Here is a 20,744-nt window from a genome sequence, read left to right on the forward strand (position 1 = left end):
CGTACCAAGGGTGTTCACTCGGTCCGGCTTCATTTCACCAGCGGAGGTGAGACAGAAAGTCCAGACGCACAAGTTGCACCCCGATGAGTCATCGACGTGAATCTCTTTCGCAGCTTCAAGCGGGGGGCAATTCGAAATCGCGGCTCCCGCCGGTCGCACCGCCGTCCGAGAACAGAAGCGTTGGAAGCGCGGCGGTTGCTGGCGGCTCAGTTGACCTACGACGCGGGAGCAGCCGGTAGCACTGGCCTGAGTGCCGCAATCCGATTGGCCGACGACGATATCCAACTCGTCGATACGGCCAACAATGATCAGATTCTCGCTGCTGCCCCGATTGCTGAACTCGCGGAAGTCATTGTGACTGGGACGAGCGGTACGGATCAGTTGCAAATCCAGGGCGAGATCCCGATTGGAATTCGTATCCAATTCGACGGTGTCGCTGGATTCGATCGAATCATCGGTTCGTCGTTGGACAAACAATGGCAGGTTCTCGGCGATGGTGAAGGTCGGATCGATGGGCGTCATCAATGGCTCAACGTCGAACACCTGGACGCGACGGCGAGCAACCAAAGCACCCTTGATTATTCCGGTTTTGCGACGGGAGTCGCTGTCGATCTCGCGAATCAGACTGCTACCGGACTGACCAGCATCGTCGGATTTAATGCAATCGTCGGCTCGCCATTCGACGACACCTTGACGGGTTCCGAAGCGGCCGAGTTTTTCACCGGAGGCTTGGGGGCGGATACGATTACCGGCGGACAGGATGTGGGTGCCGGCGAAACTGCGATCGACCAGTTAATCGAACAGCGAGATGCTGACTTTCGTCTTACCGGATTGACGTTGCAGATCGGCAACGAAGGCGAAGACATCATCCGAGAAGTGGAACTGGTCTCTCTAATCGGCGGTGCAGGGAACAATCGAATCGATGCGACCGGGACACTTTATGCGACCCACTTGGATGGTGGCGAGGGAGATGATCACATCACCGGTGGCTTGGGCAACGATGCGTTAATCGGTGGCCCCGGCAACGATACGCTCGAAGGCGGACTGGGCAATGATACGCTTGGCGGTGGTGATGGCATCGATTCAATGTCGGGCGGATTGGGCACGAACACGTTGGTGCAGAGCGGGAGCGGCCGATTCGTTCTGACCGACACAACGATTGATCACGGGCAGGGAAAAAACGAGATCCAGACCATTGAACTGGGCGAAAATGCATCGGGAACGTTTCGGTTGATCTTGGAGGGCAAACACACCGTCTCGATCTCCGCCGATGCGAATCCAGATGAACTCACCGCGGCACTGGAACGACTTGTCACGCGTGACCAGTTTGAAGTCTCGGCCGGAGCGGTAGCAAAAAGTTTTCAGGTTGAGTTCGTTGGGCGATCCGCTGGCATGGATGTCGCCGAATTGGTTCTCGATGATTCTAACCTAATGGCGGCAAACCCACGCGTCACATCCGATGACGGCATGGTTGCCAATGAGGATTTCTCGGGCATTACAGACGTTCGTCTGACAGGATCATTTACCGCGGACCTGTTTGATCTGTCGGCTTACACTCACAACGTCACCGTCCGCGCCGGCCAGGGAAACGACCGCGTCATCGTTGGCGAACAGTCCTTTGATCTAGACGGTGGCATCGGAACGGATACGCTCCACTACGCTGCCGGCGGGACGGTTGGCGACGCGACGTTGACCAATCACCAACTGGACGCAAAACCGGCCGTCGGATTCGAACGCGCCAGGCTGATCGGGTCTCAGGACTTCGACATCATCGATGCGAGTGAATTCTATGGGCTTGCCGGCTCGACCGATGTGACGACCCTCGGAAACGGTGTCGGATTGCGGCGAGTCGATGGCAACGATTTGTTACTGACGGTTGGCGGTGAAACGGTGGAGGTGGATCTCTCGCCCGCAAAGACGCTGGACGACGTCTTGATGATCCTAACCAAGGCTGTCCCAACGATGACCGCAGTTTACGATCCCGTCGCTTCCCGCGTGACACTCAATTCGCACGACGTCAACAAACAGATTTCGCTGCAATCGATCAATGGTTCGACAGTGGTCGAAGACTTGGGAATGCAGGGCGTTCCGTCGGATCTGGGCCGTATGGTTTCGCTCCGGCTGGTCGGGTCACCGATGGTCGAGATCAACGGGCTCGCTGGCGCCGATACGATCACCGGCAGTCCAGGCAACGACCGTTTGACCGGATTCCTGGGAGGCGACAACATCGATGGGAAAGACGGTGTCGACACCTTTGTGGAATCGTTTGCCGCATTCGGAAACCTCAATCCACGTGAAGCCACGCTCACCGACACACGCTTCACCATGGCGGCCCAGCAACCGACGGGACGCGACAATCTGAGCAACATCGAACAGGCCGAATTGACCGGTGGAACCACGGTGGCGGCAACGATCGACGTGTCCGGATTCACAGCCGGCAGCGTCACGACCACATCACTCGGACAGCCCGATACGATTATCGGAGGTCCGGCCGGAACGACTGTCGAAGCGATCGGCGATGATCTGCCAGATGGCCAGCAGGTGACCTTTCAAGTTCATCCGTCCGCGACACTCAACACGGCCGTGATCCGCGCGGCGCGAGCGACCTCGGTCCGGCAGGCGGACCTCGACAAAATTCTGGTGACCCCGGCAGGATCGACGGCGAACCTTACGGTCAAGTACGACGATGTTCTGGAAGTCCAAAGCGACTTGCTAGCTCCGGGCAGACAAATCACACTTCAGGCCGACACGGTCCGGGTGAATCAATTCACGGTCGATACATCGGACACGTCGAAGGCCGGCGGCATTCGGATTGCCGGCGAAACCATCGAGATCGGTGGCGGGGCGCGTCTGATTGCGAACGCGGATGCAGGAGGGACGCATGGGGACATCGTCCTGGCCGCATCGGATCGCGGTAAGTTTGTCGGCCAGGGATTCTATGTCCCCAAGCACGCCGACGCAGCAGTCACAATCAACCAAGCAACCATCGACGGCGGTAACGTTTCGATCACCGCGACGGCTCTGGTCGGCAACACGGTTGACGCCAAACGACTCAAGGAGTTTCCACTCTCGACCTTGACCAAAGCGGGGTTAGACAAGATCACGGGAACACTCGAGTCGACGTCCTTTGCCGGATCGCTGTCCAATTCGGAAGCGATGGCCAATGTGACCATTGGACCAAACGCGGTCATCAACGCGGCCGAGTTCATCGCTTCATCGTTACTCACATCATCAATCATCAATGCGCCGAGCACCGAGATCTTTTCGGTCAAATCGCCAGTCGGTATCGCGATCGGTCTATCCGAAAACCAAGCCGCGACGACGATCTTAGGAACCATTAACGCGACCGGTAATGCGACGGTTTCATCGCGCATTGACCAATCCGCCAACATTGGCGCCGAAGCCCCAGGCGGCGCCTTGGCCGCGAGCGTGATGGAATCGACCAACACGGTGAATGTAACCGACAGTGCGGTGTTGAACGTCGGCAAGTCGTTGTTCGTCCAGGCCGACACCGTCGACCGGAATGCGACGTTTGCAACCGCCAGTTCCGACGACACGGCATTTCAATTGGGGATTGCGGTCAGCGTCGAAAATGGAACCACCGAAACGATCATCGAGGGGCGACTAAACGTCACGGACGACATAAAAATACGTTCGACTCAAGAGAAGAAAACGATCGATACGGCCGCGACGCTGAATGTTCCGGTCGTTTTCGACGTGCGGGGCACAAAGTCCGGCGTCAAGGCGGTTTCGAGTGTCGGTGCTGACGATCCAGATTTCTTGTCGGACTTTAAGAAACTAGCAATCGCGAAGGTGGGTGAAGCGTCCGGCGTGACCAAACTCGCCGAGGATCTGAAAGGAGCCGCCAAGGGGTTCAGTAATGCGCTGCGCAACTCGATTGCCTCGGTCGCCCCCGCGCCGATCGCGGAATTGATCCGAGTCGAAGAAGATCCGCCAGCGACCACTCCGGTAACGCCAATCCCACCCGACGGATTGTACGGCGGATCGATCGCGTTGGTTGTCGATACCAATACGGTTCGAACACAGATCGGTACGGATTCCCTCACGCCACGCGCCGACTTGGACGCCGGTGGCGCGATCGATGTTATTGCATCGGTCAACAACCGACCATCGGTGACATCTAGCTCGACAGTCGGTAACCTTCGCCTGGAAGAGGATAAGCCGACCGTCGAATCAGCCGACGGCCGATCGTTCGCGGTGGCAGTCGGCAAGTTTGATAATACTGCTGAAACGCTGATCATGGGCGGTGCGGACCTGGACGCATTGAAAGCCATCACGATCCGCGGCGAGACGATCAATCAGATCGACCCGGCATCCATTCAAGGTCCCTTCAAGAACCCCTCGGTCTCCGACGCAACCTACACGACCAAAGACCGATTCAAGATCATCACCCAAGACGACACGGTGGACGTCGTCGAAGGACACAGTCCGAACAAAAAGCAGGATGGCAAAGCGGGCGGCGGGGACGTCGGAACACGTTACAAATACATCGGTGGTGTGATCCGAGAGATTGATCTTGGCACCGAGGATTTCACCAACGGAAACTGGAAACTGGTGGGCAATCCGGTCGCCGATGCCGCCCGACAATTTGTCTCCAGCGTCGAGAACGTGCTCGATGATAATCTGGGACTCAACAACAACGTTGTCGACACCTGGACACAGGCCCGTGCCGACGGGCAAGCCGAAACCGCCGCCGGATCCGCAACCGTGCTGATCCTGGACCACACTGCCAAAGCGATTGTGAAAGACGGCGCGAGAATCAACCAAGATGCGACGGTCGTTCATGGAGAACAACATGTTGTCGTCGCGGCCAAAAGCGTCAACGAAACGGTCAACCTGAGTGGAAATGTTCGTACGGCCGGATTGCGGGGAGCGGGTGAAAACAGCAAGGATTGGACGATCAGCAATGTGACCAGCGGTCCTGGGATCGGAGCCGTGAACAAGAAACCTGGCAATTCAGCAATCGGCGGAACGGCACAGGTGTTCCTCTACGAAAACGATGTACTGGCCGAGATCGAGGATAACGTCATTCTCGACGCCGACAGTCTGTACGTCGACGCCAACAACAAATCACTCACGCTGACCTTCGGCGCGGCCGGTGGCGAAGCAAAAAACACGGCGTTTAACGGCGTATTCCTCGCCAATTCGGCGCAAAACACCACGCTGGCTCATGTGCACGGCGGTGCGACGCTGAACGTTCGTGACAAGCTGGTCAAGGAAGATGGCGCCGACCGTCCAGCATCCTTGATCGTCGAAGCAACCGATCACACCGACAGCGTCGTTGTCGGAGGTGCGATCTCCTTTTCGGATCACATCGGGGTCGGTGCGTCACTGGGAATGAATTTCCTGACCCGAGACACCGAATCGATCGTCGGTACCCGCGACGGCGAATCCGCCTCGACGACGTTAGGTTCGATTACCAACACAGGGAACACGACCATCCATGCGGCGAACGAAGGGTTCCTCGTCGCGCTGGCCGTTTCGGGCGCAAAAGCCGGTGGATCATCCAGTTCATCGAGCGGACCGACGGGCATCAAAAATGGCGCCGGTGCGCCGACTAACACTCCCACGCAGACTCCGGCCGCAACCAACGACCCCGACGATGATTACGACGACATCCTGGGATCGATCGCCGGACTGTTTGAGGAAAACGACTCGCGAGCGCCGCAGGTTGCACAGACTCCGCAAACCACTTCGACCGGAAAAGCGGGCGTGGGAATTTCAGGAGCGGTCACGCTAAACATTGTCGAGGATGACGCGCGGGCAGTCGTGCGCGACGTTGGAGTGATTACGTCAAAACAAATCAACGTTCTAGCAACGAATGATTCCAATCTCGGTTCGCTTGCCGGCGCGGGAACCTTGGTGACCGGCGGAGGCAATTCGCTGGGGATTGCCGGCGCGGTCGGTTTGAACTTCGTCGACGGCGCGACCGAAACAGTGGTCAATCGAACCGGCGAATTGACAGCGACCGGATTAACCATTCGATCCGCCCGCGATGGTCGAATCGTCAGCATATCCGCCGGGGTTGCCGGTGCGACCGGACGAAGCAGCATCGCGGTCGCCGGATCGGTCGGCATCACAAAGACCGGCAACGCGACGACCAGTCTGCTCGGCAATCTGAACGGAGAGATCACCGGTGCGGCCGATCTCAGTGCGGTCGATGACACCGACATCATCCAGGTCGCTGGATCAGCCGGATTCGGTGGCCGTGCCGGTGTCGGTGCCGCGCTCGGATTAACTTCGATCGACAACCGTGTCGCTGCGGAAGTCGAAAAGATCGGACTGGAAGCAGATCGTTTCCGTTCCAAAGACTTTTCAGTCACCGCGGATTCCACAGGAATGATCGTGGCGGTCACCGGCGCGGCTGGCATTGCGACCAACGGAGTCGCGGTTGGCGGCACATTCTCGATCAATACGATCAGCAACGATGTTCTTGCCGAAGTGCGAGAAAGCTTTCTCCAATCCAGCGAAGGCAATTACGCGATCACCGCGACAGATGACTCCGCAATCTACGCGTTTGCCGGTGGGATTGCCGCGGGAAAGACAGCCGGAGTAGGACTGGCGGTGGCGCTGAATTTCCTGGGCAACAACATTGCGGCATACCTAAAGAACAGCTTCATTTTGACCGGCGGAGCATTGTCGATCGATGCTCGGCAAACCGGAACGAACGTATCGCTGGCGGTCGGTGGCGCGATCGGTGGAACACTGTTGGTCGGCGGTGCGATGGCGTTGAACCGAACCCAGAACAGCATCCGCAATTCCGTGATCGACAGCACGGCGTCGCACTCCGGATCGATTCGTGTGACTGCAACCGATTCGACGACCAGCGTGAACATCGCCGGTGGGGCTGCGTTTGCACAAGGAACTGCGGTGGGCGCCGGTGTCGGGCTGAACTTTGTCGACAACGCCATTCAGACGACGATTGAAAATTCGAAGCTGGATTCGCTCGCCGGCGGAATCACGCTGAACGCTTCGGCGAACGAAACACTGGTCGGCGTAGGAATTGGAGCCGGCGTTGCTGCGAAGGCTGGGTTTGCGGGAAGCGTCGCGTTTAATCGCGTCGACAACGATGTGATCACGACGGTCCGCAACAGCCAAGTCGCCGCAGTGCAGGACGTCATCGCAAGCTCGGGCGACAGTTCATCCGTCTTCGCGATTGCGGGTGCTGGTGCACTCGGCGGGGCCGCCGCCGTTGGCGCAGCGGCGGGTGTCGCACAAATCAGCAATACCATCCGGACGACAATCGATCAGGGCAGTTTGCTCGAATCCACCAGCAACGTTTCCATCCTCGCCGGTTTCCAAGAACCCGAAATAGCCCAAGACATCACTACCCTTGGTCTTGGTGCTTCGGGGCATCAACTGGCCGATCCGGCTTCGACGACGCGTGACCAAGATGGCAAACAGCTTGCCGAATCAACTGGCAGCCACATCGTCAACATCGCCGTCGCGGGCGCCGGTGCCGGATCCTTTGCCGGTGGTGCGGCGATCAACTTGAATTGGATCAACAACATTGTCGAAGCGTCAGTATTCGGTTCATCGACGCTGTCCGCGACGCAATCCGTTGCCGTGTTGGCCAACGACAATCCAGAGATCATCAGCGTCGCGGTCGGAGTCGCCGCCTCCGGTGGCGGAGCCGTGGGTGCAGCCGTTTCTTTCAACTACATCGGCGGTGATCCGGGCAACCCGTCACGTGCGGTGCCGAGCGATCCTGCGAGTAGCGATGCGGGTCGAGTTCGAGCGATCGTTGACGGTTCGACCATCACTTCGTCGGCCGGTGCGCTGGACTTGAACGCGTTTTCGGACCCCAGTTTGATCAATGTGTCCGCCGGGGCCGCCGGTGCGGGTGGCGCTGCGGTCGCCGGTTCCATTTCAATCAACTTCAATCGCAACCTCATCGAGTCGGCCGTTACCGATTCGACGATCACGACGCAAACCGGCGCGACGATTGATGCCCGTGTGGATCCGATCATGATCATCGTCTCCGGCGGCGCGGCCGGTTCAGGCGGCTTGGCGGCCGCCGGTGCGGTTGCGACCAACGACATGCGGAACGATGTCAAAGCCTTTGCCGAGCGATCCGCGGTGACCGTGGCCGCCGGCGATCTCTCGGTGACGGCGACTGTCGGCGAGAAAGCAGACCTGACCGAGACGAAATCTCGTGTGACGCCGAATGATGAAACCATCGATTCGCAAATTTGGTCGTTCGCCATCGGAGGTGCCTTCTCTGGCGGACTCTCCGCGGCGGGATCGGCTTCAATCAATTGGATCCGAAATACCGTCAACGCACATGTTTCCAGCGACGCGGCAACGGCTCGGCTGGTCAAGGCGGATGACGTCATCGTCGCGGCAAAGGACCAAGCTTCGATTCGGTCAGCCGCTGCTTCGGTGGCTGCATCCGGTGGCGTCGCTGGCGGGCTGGCTATCGCCTACAACTTCATTGGTGGCGATCCGGACAACCCCACTTCAGCCGCCCGCAACTCAATCACGGCAAGTGTCAGCGAAATCGAAATCCAGTCGACAACGCTTTCAGTCACCGCTGATTCGACGTCTCAGATCATTAATGGTTCGATCGGTGCCGCCGCGGCAGGCACCGGCGCGGCTGCGGCGGCGCTTTCGACGAACTTCATTCGCACCAATGTCATTGCCAAAATCGGTTTGTCGGCTTTGGTAACAACAACGGCCGACGTCAACGTACTGGCCCGGGATCGCTCGACGATTAGTACGTTATCCGGCGGCGGCGCGGTCGCGGTTGCGGCCGGTGGAGGAGCAGCAGCGGCGTACAACGACATTCAAAACAATGTCTTCTCTTCCGTTCAACAAGCCAACGTCACGACCGGTGGCAACTTGGTCGTCAACGCGTTGGCCGCGCCAACAATCGATGTGGTCGTAGTCGCCCTCGGCGGCGGGGCGGTTGGAATCGCAGGCAGCGGCAGCGGAAACGTGATGAAAAACCAAGTCGTCGCAGTGGTCGATCGCTCCACGGTCGTTGCTGAAAATGATGTTCAAGTCGTCGCACTGACCGGTGCCAATCTGTTGACCAAAACCGGCGCCGTAGGGGCCGGTGTGGTCGCCGGAGCGGGTGCAATCGTCGTGAACGATTTGGCCAACGACACTTCGGCCACCATTATCGAATCGCAGGTCTTTGCCAAGGCACTTGCCGGTGAAACGACGTTCCCTGTGGATGCTTCGGGGCAATCCACCGACACCGCAGTTCGCGGATTGACAGTTTATGCCCAGGGGACGTTCACGCCGCGATCGGCAGACGATGAATTCAACAATGCCGCCATCTCGGGCTCGATCGGGCTGGGAGCATTTTCGGCAAGCGTCGTTGTCAATTTGCTCAAAGACCGGACGACAGCCTCCATCAACGATTCGAGAATCAACTCGCAAGAAAACCGTGGCCGCGGCGTTGCGGTCGTTGCCCGCTATGACAGCCATGCGAAAGACCTGGTCGGTGGTGTTTCGGGGGGCGGTGTCGCCGTCGGTGCAGGTGTCGACGTGTTTGTGGTCGGCGTCACCACCCGGGCATCGATCGATGATTTCGATGGTGTGTCAAGTGGCGCGGATGATCGAACGGCCGTTTATGCCGCCGACTCGATTCATGTCCGGGCCGATACCAACGTTGACTTTGATTCGACGTCCATTGGTGCTGCGTTGTCCGGATTCGCGTCATTGGCGGGCGCTGCGTCGGCAATCGATATGGATACGACGACCGAAGCGTTCGTCAAGAACAGCCTGCTTCGCGCCGGCGGAGAAACCGCGGTCACCACACCCGGTCGCTTCGGAAGCGTGGCGGGAATCGCGATCGAATCGTTCGAACAAGTCGAGGTTGATTTGACCGTCGGAGCCGCCGCTGCATCAGGCGCCGTCAGTGCAGGTGGCAGCGTCGCGGTGGTCAACCTGAACAATAACCTTCGCGCCACCGCCTCGGGATCCGACATCCAGACGCCGAAGGCAGTTGCGATCGCAGCGGTTCCGAATACCAATGTCAATCTACGTGCCGCGACCGGGGCAATCGGCTTAGCGGGGGCACTGTCGGCCACAGTCGGTGTGGTGAATATCGGAGGCAGCGCGATCGCAGGGCTTGCAAAATCCGATGATTTTTCCGGCGCCGTTGATGCTGCAAGTTTCAGTAGCAAGGCCGACCAAACCATTGTCATCAATGACGAACTGGGCAACATCGCGGCAGCCGGCGGTGTCGGCGCGGGTGCGACGGCTGATTTGATCACGGTCAACACATTCGTCCAGTCAGAAATTGGCCAATCTTGGAACGTCGCAACGTCTGGTGCAATCGACCTTCTTGCAAATTCTCGCAAGAACATTGAATCCGAAATCTTCGCCTTTGCTGGTGCCGTGTTGGGAGGAATCAACGGGGCACTTTCGGTGGTCACCATCGGATCGGAAATGGACAGCGATGGAAAATCGGAAGCCGACAACATGCAGGGGCACGTCAACCAGTCACTCCAACGTGTCGGCGTTGGGAAAGGACTGCGTGAGCAATCCGACACATCCATTGGCAGCGGTATCCACTCCCGAACGTTAAAAAATGCGACCGGTTCAAACCTGGTTCAAGCGAACACCGACTCGGCTGGGCAACTGTCGATCGACAATGCCTTTACCGCCCCAACGAAAACAGGCACCCTCGCATCGATCGCCGACGGAACGACGATCACGTCGAGCGCGGACAGCATTCAGATCAAGGCTTTTGATCAAACCGATGTAAAAGTTCGAATCGGACAAGGCACCATCGGAGGTCTTGCCGTCGGTGGGTCGGCTGGGATCGTCACCAATGGATCGACCGCACATGCTCGGATCGGTGAATCGGCTGACGTGACTGCTGCAAAAAATATCCTTGTTGGCGCAGAGCAAATCGGAAAGGGTGACGCAGCCAGTTCAGCAGGACTGGCCGGATTGGTGGGACTGGGAGCGCAAGTCTCGATCTTGGAAAACGTCGGCCAGGCGAGCTCCTCGATCGGTGATCAAGCACAATTGCAGTCAAAATCATTGATCATGGAAACTTTCAAAACCGGAGGGCAAAGTAGCTCAACCCGACAAAATGCGATCGGAGTGATCACCGCAGGCGCATCAATCTCGCGAGTTTCCAACGATGGGTCCGCATCCACAACGATCGGTGATGGAGTCCAAATCGGACATGCGAGCCCGCTTGACAACGTCACCCTAACTTCCGCCCAATCAACCGAGGGCAGGACAGAGAGCAACGCCGTGGTGGTCGGGATCGGTGCGGCCTCGATCAACGAATCCAACGCTTTCAACGGCGTCGAAACGGTTGCCGCAATCGGTGACGGCGGTTCGATTCGCGCGACGACTGTCAATGTGACATCGAGGGCTGTCCCTGAAGCGAGGGCGTTCTCGCCTGCGGTTGTGACCATCGGCAAAGCCGCATTGGGAGTGACAGTCAATGAAGCCAAATTAGACACGCTGGTCGATGCACATGTCGGTGGAAACATCCAGACCCAAACACTCAATGTCAACACCAAGTTGATTGTGGAAGAAAGCGATTTGGTATCGCAGGTCGGTGGCGCATCAGTCGGCGGATTGGCCATCAACATCCCTTCCTCGTCGGCGATGGCCACCGGAACCGTCAAGAGTTACATCGCAGACGACGCAAGGATTGAAGCCAACGCGATCAACGTCGATGCGAATTCTGAGGTCAATCCATCGACGGAGTCCACCGGTACCACGGTCGGAGTTGCGACCGGCCAGAACAATCGAGCGCTGTCAACTTCGCAAATTACGACCGAATCCTACGTGGGCTCGAACGTCAATATCGGAGGTGAAGCGGGAGGACAGGTCGAAGGCCTTGTCGACGGAAAACGCTACTACATCGATGGAAATTTGACGAGCATTCCGATCGTTGGTGATGGCTATGACATGTTCGATCCGCAAACCGAACCGGGTGAAATCAGCCAGGAACAGACCGGCGGGTTCCCCGCCACCCTGACGGTCCCCGCGGGATTCAAGACGGCGGCTAGCAATCTCCAAATTAGTCAAAACCACGGGTTGGTGACCGGTCAAAGCGTCTCATTTATCAACGCCACGCCACTGGTCAAACGCCAAGTCTATCTGTTTTTCTTAGAGGCGAATGACGACGGTAACGGAACCGAGGGCGTGACACGATTGGAACGACGGTACCTGGGATCTTATGTCGGCACGACCTTTTATGCCATTGTCACCGATCCGAATTCGGGAATGATTCAGCTAGCTACAACCCCCGCAAAGGCACAGGCCGGTCGGGGGATCCGATTGATGGCCTTTGAATCATTTGCGAGTTCTTTTCCACAAGAAGCCCCCGAACCAAGGGCACTCACTTTCGGTGGAGTCGAAACCGGTCACGAGTTCAAAATCCGAACCAACTCCACGACTCACTTTGAACTAAGTAGCGTACCGTTAGAAGCGGATTCAAGGTTACCACCAACGAGTTTGACCGCCGCGTCAGGGACGGGTCACACACTGGTCTCCGCCGTCGATCCAACCCGGCGGATCTCCTTCAACGGTTCAGATGTCGATTTGGACAACAACTTGATCAATGTGAGTTCGGAAATTTTCCAGCGTGGTGAGCCCGTCATCTATCGCAGGGGACAAGGGCCGGTTTTGCGGGTGACCGCCAACTCCACTGAAGATGCGCTCAGCGCGGCCGAGGCCGGCGATGGCAGCGTGGCAGGGCTGCAAGCGACAACGTCCGAAAGTCAAGCCAAGGGAACAACCCGAGCCTACATCGCCGACGCTCCGGTCAACTCCGATTCCGATCCGAATAACGATGTCATCATCCGCGCCGGAGCCGTCGAACTGAGAGCCAACCATCGTTCCCTGATCGACGGCCGCGCCGAAAATTTAAAGGTCGGCGGACTGGCCGGTTCAACCACCAGCTTTGAGGGCTCGGTTGACACCACCGTCGAATCTCGGATCGGAAAGAATGCCCATGTCGAAACTCATTCGCTGGTCGTTGATGCCTTGAATCGGACCGAGAAAGCCGGAAAGCGAGGGAACGACGATTTCGGAGTGACGTTGACCGTCGCCGCGGCGGGAAGTATCACACGTGCGACCAGCGAAACCATCGTCGATCATCAAACAACTGCAACGATTGACGAGAACGCGCACGTCACCGTCTTGGGTGATATCAATTCGACCTTCCATTTGAACGCTCAGAACGAAGCCGTCGCTGTTGACAAAGCCAAAAATACCACCGGCGGATTGGGACAACTTACCGAAGTCAAATCCGCCCTTCGCATCGGCGAAGATTCGACCATCGGAACGGGCAACCAGACTCGTGAACTGATCGACTTCCATCCCTTTACGTCTCAGGTGATCATCGGAGAGGGTGCAACGGTGACGACCGCAGGTGACTTGAACCTGACCGCCGGTGGCGATGCAATTCTGCTCAGCCAGCCGAGTGGGCTGGCGGTCGGAGGCGGTACCTCGGCCAAACTCGAAGGCATCGCGGTCGTACACCCAGTCAATCGAATCACGGTCGCTCCAAATGCCTCGTTGACTTCGTTTGGTGAAACGCGTCTGTGGGCAGGCCGCTCGTTGGCGACGGGCCAGAGCGAAGGAATCGAGGATCGATATTTCGCGAAGATTGATGGCGAACAAACCAACGCGTCGGCGATCGCCCGCACCGACGCCACCGGGACCGGACAGGTCGTCGTCAAGAACGAAATCAAAATCCGGGCGGACGCAAACGTTCGATCAGCCCGAAGCGCCACATTGGTGGCCGAACAAAACCCGACGCTGGCCGCCGCGGCCGACGCAGCGAGCACCGGATTCTTACTGGCCGGTGTGTTGACCGGACAGAAAAACGAAACCGACACAACGCTCGCGGTCGGCGCAGGCGTTCGTGTCGATGGAACGGTCGATGTGGGTATCAATCGCAACCAAACGTTACGAGTCACAACGACGGCAACGGAGTTGAGCGAGTTGATCGACCAACTTGACATCCAAGCTCAGCACATCAACGCGGACGTCACCTACCAGTCAATCGGTAATCGGTTGATTGATCTAAAACAACGCTTTGAGCAACTGATCGTTGACTTCGCCGGCGATGCCGCTGCCGTGGCAGCCTATCAAAACGAAATCGACATCATCGAAGAGCGGATGGCACAACTTGGGTTAAAGATTATTCAACCGGTCATCGATGGCGACGGAAACCCGGTGTTGGACGGGAATGGACAACCCCGCACGGTCATCCTCTACAACCAGGGCGCGGTCGTTCCGACGATCACGGTCCAGCCGATCCACGCCCAGGCAGGCACCATCAATGTGGAAAGCCAATATCTGGTCGGCTCCGGCCATTTGAACGCTCCCGATGGGACCTCCGTCACGATCGAAAATTCGACCCCGGCGAATTTGGATCTCACGTCGATCAACGTTCCGACGGCACAGCACGGACGAATCCAATTCAACGAAAAACAGATCACCGCCAATACCGACGTCAGACTTCACAACAAAAATGTACCGAGTTCCGAGAATGCGACCTTCGCGACACTGGTTCAAGGCGGCAACGCACGACGGCTCATTGATATCTCCTCGACTTTTTCCGGTAATGCCCAAGCCCCCCCGGCCGATATCACCGTCAACGGTTCTCCCGTCATCGAAGAAGGAATCATCACGGGCCGGATCGGGATTGAAAACGCAAAAGGGCAAACGCTGATCGACGGCGCCGGGCAGGTGCTGGTCGAAGAATCGTTGGTCACCGGCGAACTGGATATTTTGGCCGGCTCGTTCATCTTGCTGGTCGCCGACCGAGACAAAGATGGCGTTCCCGATGTCGGTGCGCACATTGGCGAAGCACCGCTGGTCACGTTGGATGACACGTTGCAGCTTGTTGAACCCTATCGTGGCAGTCTGAATACTCCTGGGTTAGCCAACAGCATCCGGAATTTAGCCAATAGCAATTTGCGGGATCAAGCCGCGAAAAACCTCAAGCCCGGCATCTTGGCACTGCATCGCGTTGCAGTGAGTGCGCCGTTTATTAATGTCAATGCCCCCATCATCGCCGGCTCGACCCTGCGGACCACGACGCTGCATGTCGATGCGGCAACGATCGCAGGTTTTGAACAAGAGTTTTCACTCGGTGGCCCGACCGTTTACCGAGTGCCACAACCGATTCGTACGATCGATCAAGTCCGAGATCAGGGCAAACCGATCGATGTGTTTTACAATGCGGCAATGGATCGATTTGAGATCGAAAAGGTCGCCACACAGAGTGGACGGATCGACCTGTTCGGAAGGATTGTGAACACCGCCGACGGATCATTGGTCGCCTACGACGGCGACGGCCGAGTCGAGTTGAATTTGACGAGCGACGGGAACTATCCGGTCGTGATCAACGACATCGATACCCTGCAAACTTCTCAGGGCGTGATCCGCGTGGTCGACACCGCCAAAGCCGACGTGTCGACTGGGGGACGCCCATTGGTCACCGAGTACCGTCGCGATGCTGCCGGTTCGCTGATTCAATACACCTACCCGCTGGAACAACCGGGAACGCGAGCCGTCAAAGGTTCGCCCCAATCGATCACCGACGAGGCAAACCTCAAGTACGCGCCTTTGCCCGGCATTCGTTATTTCTTCCAAACCGGTGCGGTGGGCAGCACCGTCACCGACACGTTGTCGGCTACCAAAACCTATGATTTTGGGCTGTTTGAAATCGATGTCTTGGCACCCGATCCGGATGACATTGAAAAACGCACAGTTGAGTTTGCCGATTTCGACGGCGACGGAATCCCCGATCTTCGCCCAATCGCATTGCCCAGCGGAGGCCAATCGGTTGGGCAATATGTTGCTGTCGGAATTGCCCCTGATTTTGAATTCGGTCGCTACGGCCATAGTTTTCGCGAAACCGAAACGTTGACGTTCAGTTCAAAAAACGGCAACCGGCTCATTCTGGACCAAGACTACGCGGGAAAGAACGCCACTCAAGTCGTCTTCCAAGAACGCGCCGGGTCGGTCGGTGGTCTGACCGACCAAAAGCTTTACTTCGTCGTCGTGAACGAAAGTAATCGTCGTGAAATCGGTTTAGCGTCGACCGTCGAGAAGGCCAACGCGGGCAACAGTGATGTCAACATCGGGACGATTACGGGAACCCACGAGTTCGCCGAGGTTCGACTATTGGAACAATGGATCGAACGCAGCGGTTTCTTGAATCTTCGCAAAGAGTACTGGCAGCGACTGGTGATCGAAGAACCGTTCCGACAGATCTACACCCATTCGTTGATCGCGGATCGCCCGATTTCGATCCACATCCCTCGACTGGAAAACACGGGCATCATAATCAACGTGCCGACGACGACGCTCGATGGGCAGACTCCGGTACCGCCATCGGTCTTTGTTGCCGGTGAGATCAAGGGCGGCAAACAAACCACGATCAACGCGGGTGGCAGCATCGAATCGGTCGGCGACAAAGCAATCATTCGCAGCGACAAAATCAACCTGAACGCCACCGGTAACATCGCCTCGCAGGGAGCAGAGGGCGTTGACTTTAATCTCACCTCCACGACCGATTCACCCTTCGTCGTCACGTACAAAAGCCGGGAATTCCAGAATCACGGCAAGGGAGCGGTTTCGCCGGGTGATTATTTCACCGCAACTGCGGAGTTTAACACCAAGCCCGAATTTCCCTCCCTGGCGACACCGAATCGATTTACCGTCACATTCCATGACAACGACGGTCCAGACAGTTTTAGTGTGACGGTCGAAGACCCCAAGAAAGAGTTCCTTAAATTCGATGAATCGGGTGTGGTGATCGCATCGAGCTTGACCGTCACGCACCAAGATGGTGGTCGACGCATTCTGCTTCTTTATGGCGATTCATCATCGCACGATCGGATCTACGGAATCGATGGAGGACAACTCAACAGCGTCCCCGGGAATTGGAAGCACGTGCCGCAACCACCAGTTGATGTGAGTTTAGGAGATCCGCTGCGAATCGATTTGACCGATGGCAAAGAATGCGGTTTGAATGCGATGTCCACAGGCGGCCATGTCATGATTGAAGAGGTCAGCGGAGACTTGGTGTATGACAATGTGACCGCGGGCGAAACGGTTTCACTGGAGGCCGATGGCAGCATTCTGGCCATCGATCAACCCGGTGAAGCCACCGGTGATGCGACCCCAACATCGACGCTGCTAACCGCCCCTCGCATCGAACTGGTTGCCGCCGGTGGAAGCATTGGAACACCTGACAGTGAAATCTTGATGGATAGTCATACCAGAATTGGTGACGGGATCTCCGCGAACTCGGCCAAGGGGATCTTTATCCGTGAAGTAACCGGGTCCTTGCTGGTCTTCAGGGCACACACCACCGAGAACCAAGACGTCCGATTGACTTCGCAAACCGGGAGCGTCCGCGATGCGAATTCGCCCATTCGCATGATCACTTTGCCGCCGCCGGTGCGGATGGCGCGTCAAGCGGAGCTCGGTGCGATCGGCCCCGCATTCACCCAGTCAATCGTGACAGCGATCCATGGGTATGAAGCAACCAAGACGGCCGAATACTTTGAGTATTGGATGATGCGAGATCAGCAGTCCGATCCAGAGACGTATGATCCGAACTTTACGTTCGAGATCTTGCCACGACAACGCGATGATCTGTCGCCGATCGTCACGGAGCAAGAATTAGAACGGATTCGCTCACAGGAAAGCGATCCGACGATCACAGCCGATGATCCACGAGTCGCTGCGGCGGTCATCGCATTCTTTGACCAGCAACTGACAGCGCGAACACAGCGATATCACGATCTTCACGACGTGTTTGGAAATCTCGGACCGTTTGATCCAGCCTTTCGATACGTCGCGGCTTACGAAAGCCCAATCACGTTCGATGCATCTCAGATCAACGAGGCCACTCAGTCGATCGATGTCCAGGCGGCCCTGTATCGAGACGGCCAAGCAGTGCGGTTTGTTGCCGGCAGCGGACAGACAGGAGATCTGGTCAATGGCCAGATCTATTTCATCGTCCGTGATACCAACGACCCTAACAAATTTTCGGTCAGCAGCAGTAGTCCGCAGGAACCGAATGCTCCTGTGCTGATTGACCTTTCGGGCGTGGACGGTTCAGGGCATCGCTTCGACGTCGTTCCGAGTTTTGATCCAGCCGTGGCCATCGACAAAGTGGATTTTAGCGAAGATAAAATCGACGTCGGACTGAACGTCATCGAGAACGGACAACCCATCACACTGCAGTTCAACGGAGCAGCCCCCGAAACGGCGATCACTTATTTCGCTTTGAACGTAGACGGTTCGCCCAATACCATTCGGTTGGCGACGGACGCAAGCGATCTTGCCGGATCCATCGTCGACCTGACCCCCGAACTACTTTCCGGTGACTTCGAGTTGCGCGACGCCGCGTTTCTCGCAACGCTTCAACCGATGACGGCTGATCAAATCATCCATGCGATCGATCCGGCGGTCTACTTGGAACACAACGTCTCCAGACCAGAGGATGGTGCGGCGGCAAATATCATCGGCCGCAACGTTCTGGTTATCGCCGCGGCCGGCCACGGGATCGGAAACAATGCGACATCGATTACGATCAATCTTCCATTTTCAAACTTGACCGCCGAACAATCGTCGGCGTTGGCGGCTGCCGAACCGGGCGATATCACCTACCACGATGATTTCGACGGGGCGGGTTCGGAAACCGATCTTGCATCGGCGAAAAGTCTGAGCATTCAGCTTCAAGAAGACCTGGATATCGCATACACCGGAACACTGCAAACTATCGGCGATTTCGTCTTGGTCGACAAAGTATCAAGTGGCGGAGCATCGCTCGGCCCGGTGATCTACTCCGCGCCCGTTGGCATCGGAGCACAGCGATCATTGGTCAATCACTTGCGGTTCAACTTCACCGAGGCGATGAACTTGGCAGATCTGATCGCCGACGGAACGATTGTCGACGCAGTTAGTCTGATCAATGTTGGAAGCGATCACGATCCATCAACCGACGTTGTTGTGCCGCTCGAGTCCGCGAGCTTCGAGTATGTCTCTGACCTTGCCAAGGGAATTTCAGAACTGACCGTGACGGTGCTTGATGGCGATGGGGAACCAGTGTCACTCGAGGATGGCGTCTACCTGTTGAAGATCGACGCGGCCCGCGTGAAGGATCTTTCACGCAGACCGCTTGGTAGCCGCCCCGGGTTGGAAGACGGGAAAGACTTTGAATTGATCATTCATCGACTTGGTGGCGACGCCGACGGCGACGCTGATGTCGACGCCGATGACATGGCGCTGGTGAACGCGGCCGTCGGATCAAATCCGTTTGATGCGATTTGGAATTTGAACGCGGACTTGGATCAGGATGGACGCGTCAGTGTGCGAGATCGCATCATTGCCGCCAGATTCCAGGGCAAACAATTGTCCGTTCCCGATACGGTCACGACAACCGCGACTGCACAGGCGTCCCAATCCGATGCTGAAATGGAGTCCGCCGAGGAGGTCGAGCGACGTGTCCCGGACATCAACGGCGATGGTCGAGTGACGCCCCTCGACGCGCTACAGGTGATTAACGCCATAAGCCGCCGCTCCAGCGCGGAAGGGTTCGCCTTCACCGAAGCCCAGCGGCAAGCATTCGACGTCAACGGTGATGGCCGGGTTTCGGAGGTGGATGCGCTGAGCGTGATCAACTTCCTCAGTCGGCAGCAAGCGTCCGCATCTCCGGCAACGTCTCCAGAGGAAACGTCCAGCAACCGTTCGCTATTTGCTGATTACACTATGAACCCTACGAGCCAGATGATGAACGAGGATGATGAAGAAGTCTATGAGCTACTCGCAAACGATCAACACGAGCGTCCTTTCGGAGATCTGATATGAACTCTCAAAAAACTCTTTCTCTCACGCTTTTGACGCTCGTCGCCCTCTTCGGATCAACCGATGCCGCGGAAGTGACGGTGCTGTCCCCGAACGGATCTTCTTTTGCTCCGGGCGAGCAGATCGAGTTTCGCGTCACGTTGCCGGAGCTGTCGAATTTGGGAAGCTATGAAACGATTGGTGTTTTGACGGGCAGCAACGGAAGCGCAGGCGTCCAATACTTCTTCGAGGCGCCGCCCGCGGTCCCGGCGGCGTCGAAGTATGTTTTTGACAACAGCGATACATTTCTAGCCAATCCGATCGACGCGGCCAGGGTGTCGCTTTCGGACTTTACCCTGGCTGGTATGGGACCGGTCGTGTTCACAGATGTTAACGATGGAATCGCATCCGTCTTTGTGAACACCGCATCCACATTCTCGGGTGAGATCACGCTTTCGATTGACGCCGCCAACCTCGTGCTCGACCAGCCAGACGGAACTCCGGTATCCAACTTCGCGACGATTCAGAGTGACACCGCTGCCCGCGGCTTCGCGACGGTCACGGTCACGGCGATCCCCGAACCCGGTGTTTCCCTGCTCGCATTCTTGGCCGGAATGTTCACCGTTGCTCGGCGGGGACGACGTACAAAGCGCGTCGTCAATTAGATTCTCTCCCCCTGGGAGAGACGGCGTTTGCGCAGCAAGCAAACGCCAGAGAGGGCCGCCGCTGCAAAAGTCTTGGCGTCTTCCTCGGCGATCAAATCTGCCACTTTTATAATTGACGCCCCACGCAGCGACAGTAGGCGGCTAAAGAGACCGTCCAGCTTAGGACGACCGGTTTCTCGAGTACGATGGCCCTTCCGGGCCGTCGTCCGCTGGACTCCCGACGACGACCTAGAAAGGACGTCGTACATCGGTCCGCTG

2 protein-coding genes are annotated in these 20,744 nt (G+C 57.3%); both read left to right on the forward strand.

All coding sequences use genetic code 11. From position 1 onward, the window contains the following. Positions 1-96 precede the first annotated feature (96 nt). Complete coding sequence (locus Enr13x_RS17640; protein ID WP_145388219.1) at positions 97-19,845, forward strand: dockerin type I domain-containing protein; 19,749 nt, start codon at positions 97-99, stop codon at positions 19,843-19,845. Further along, entirely contained in the window at positions 19,842-20,486 is a 645-nt protein-coding gene (locus Enr13x_RS17645) for a hypothetical protein (protein ID WP_145388221.1), read from the forward strand. Before Enr13x_RS17640 ends, Enr13x_RS17645 begins: the two co-directional genes overlap by 4 nt. Positions 20,487-20,744 lie beyond the last annotated feature (258 nt).

The organism is Stieleria neptunia, assembly GCF_007754155.1.
Lineage (GTDB): Bacteria > Planctomycetota > Planctomycetia > Pirellulales > Pirellulaceae > Stieleria > Stieleria neptunia.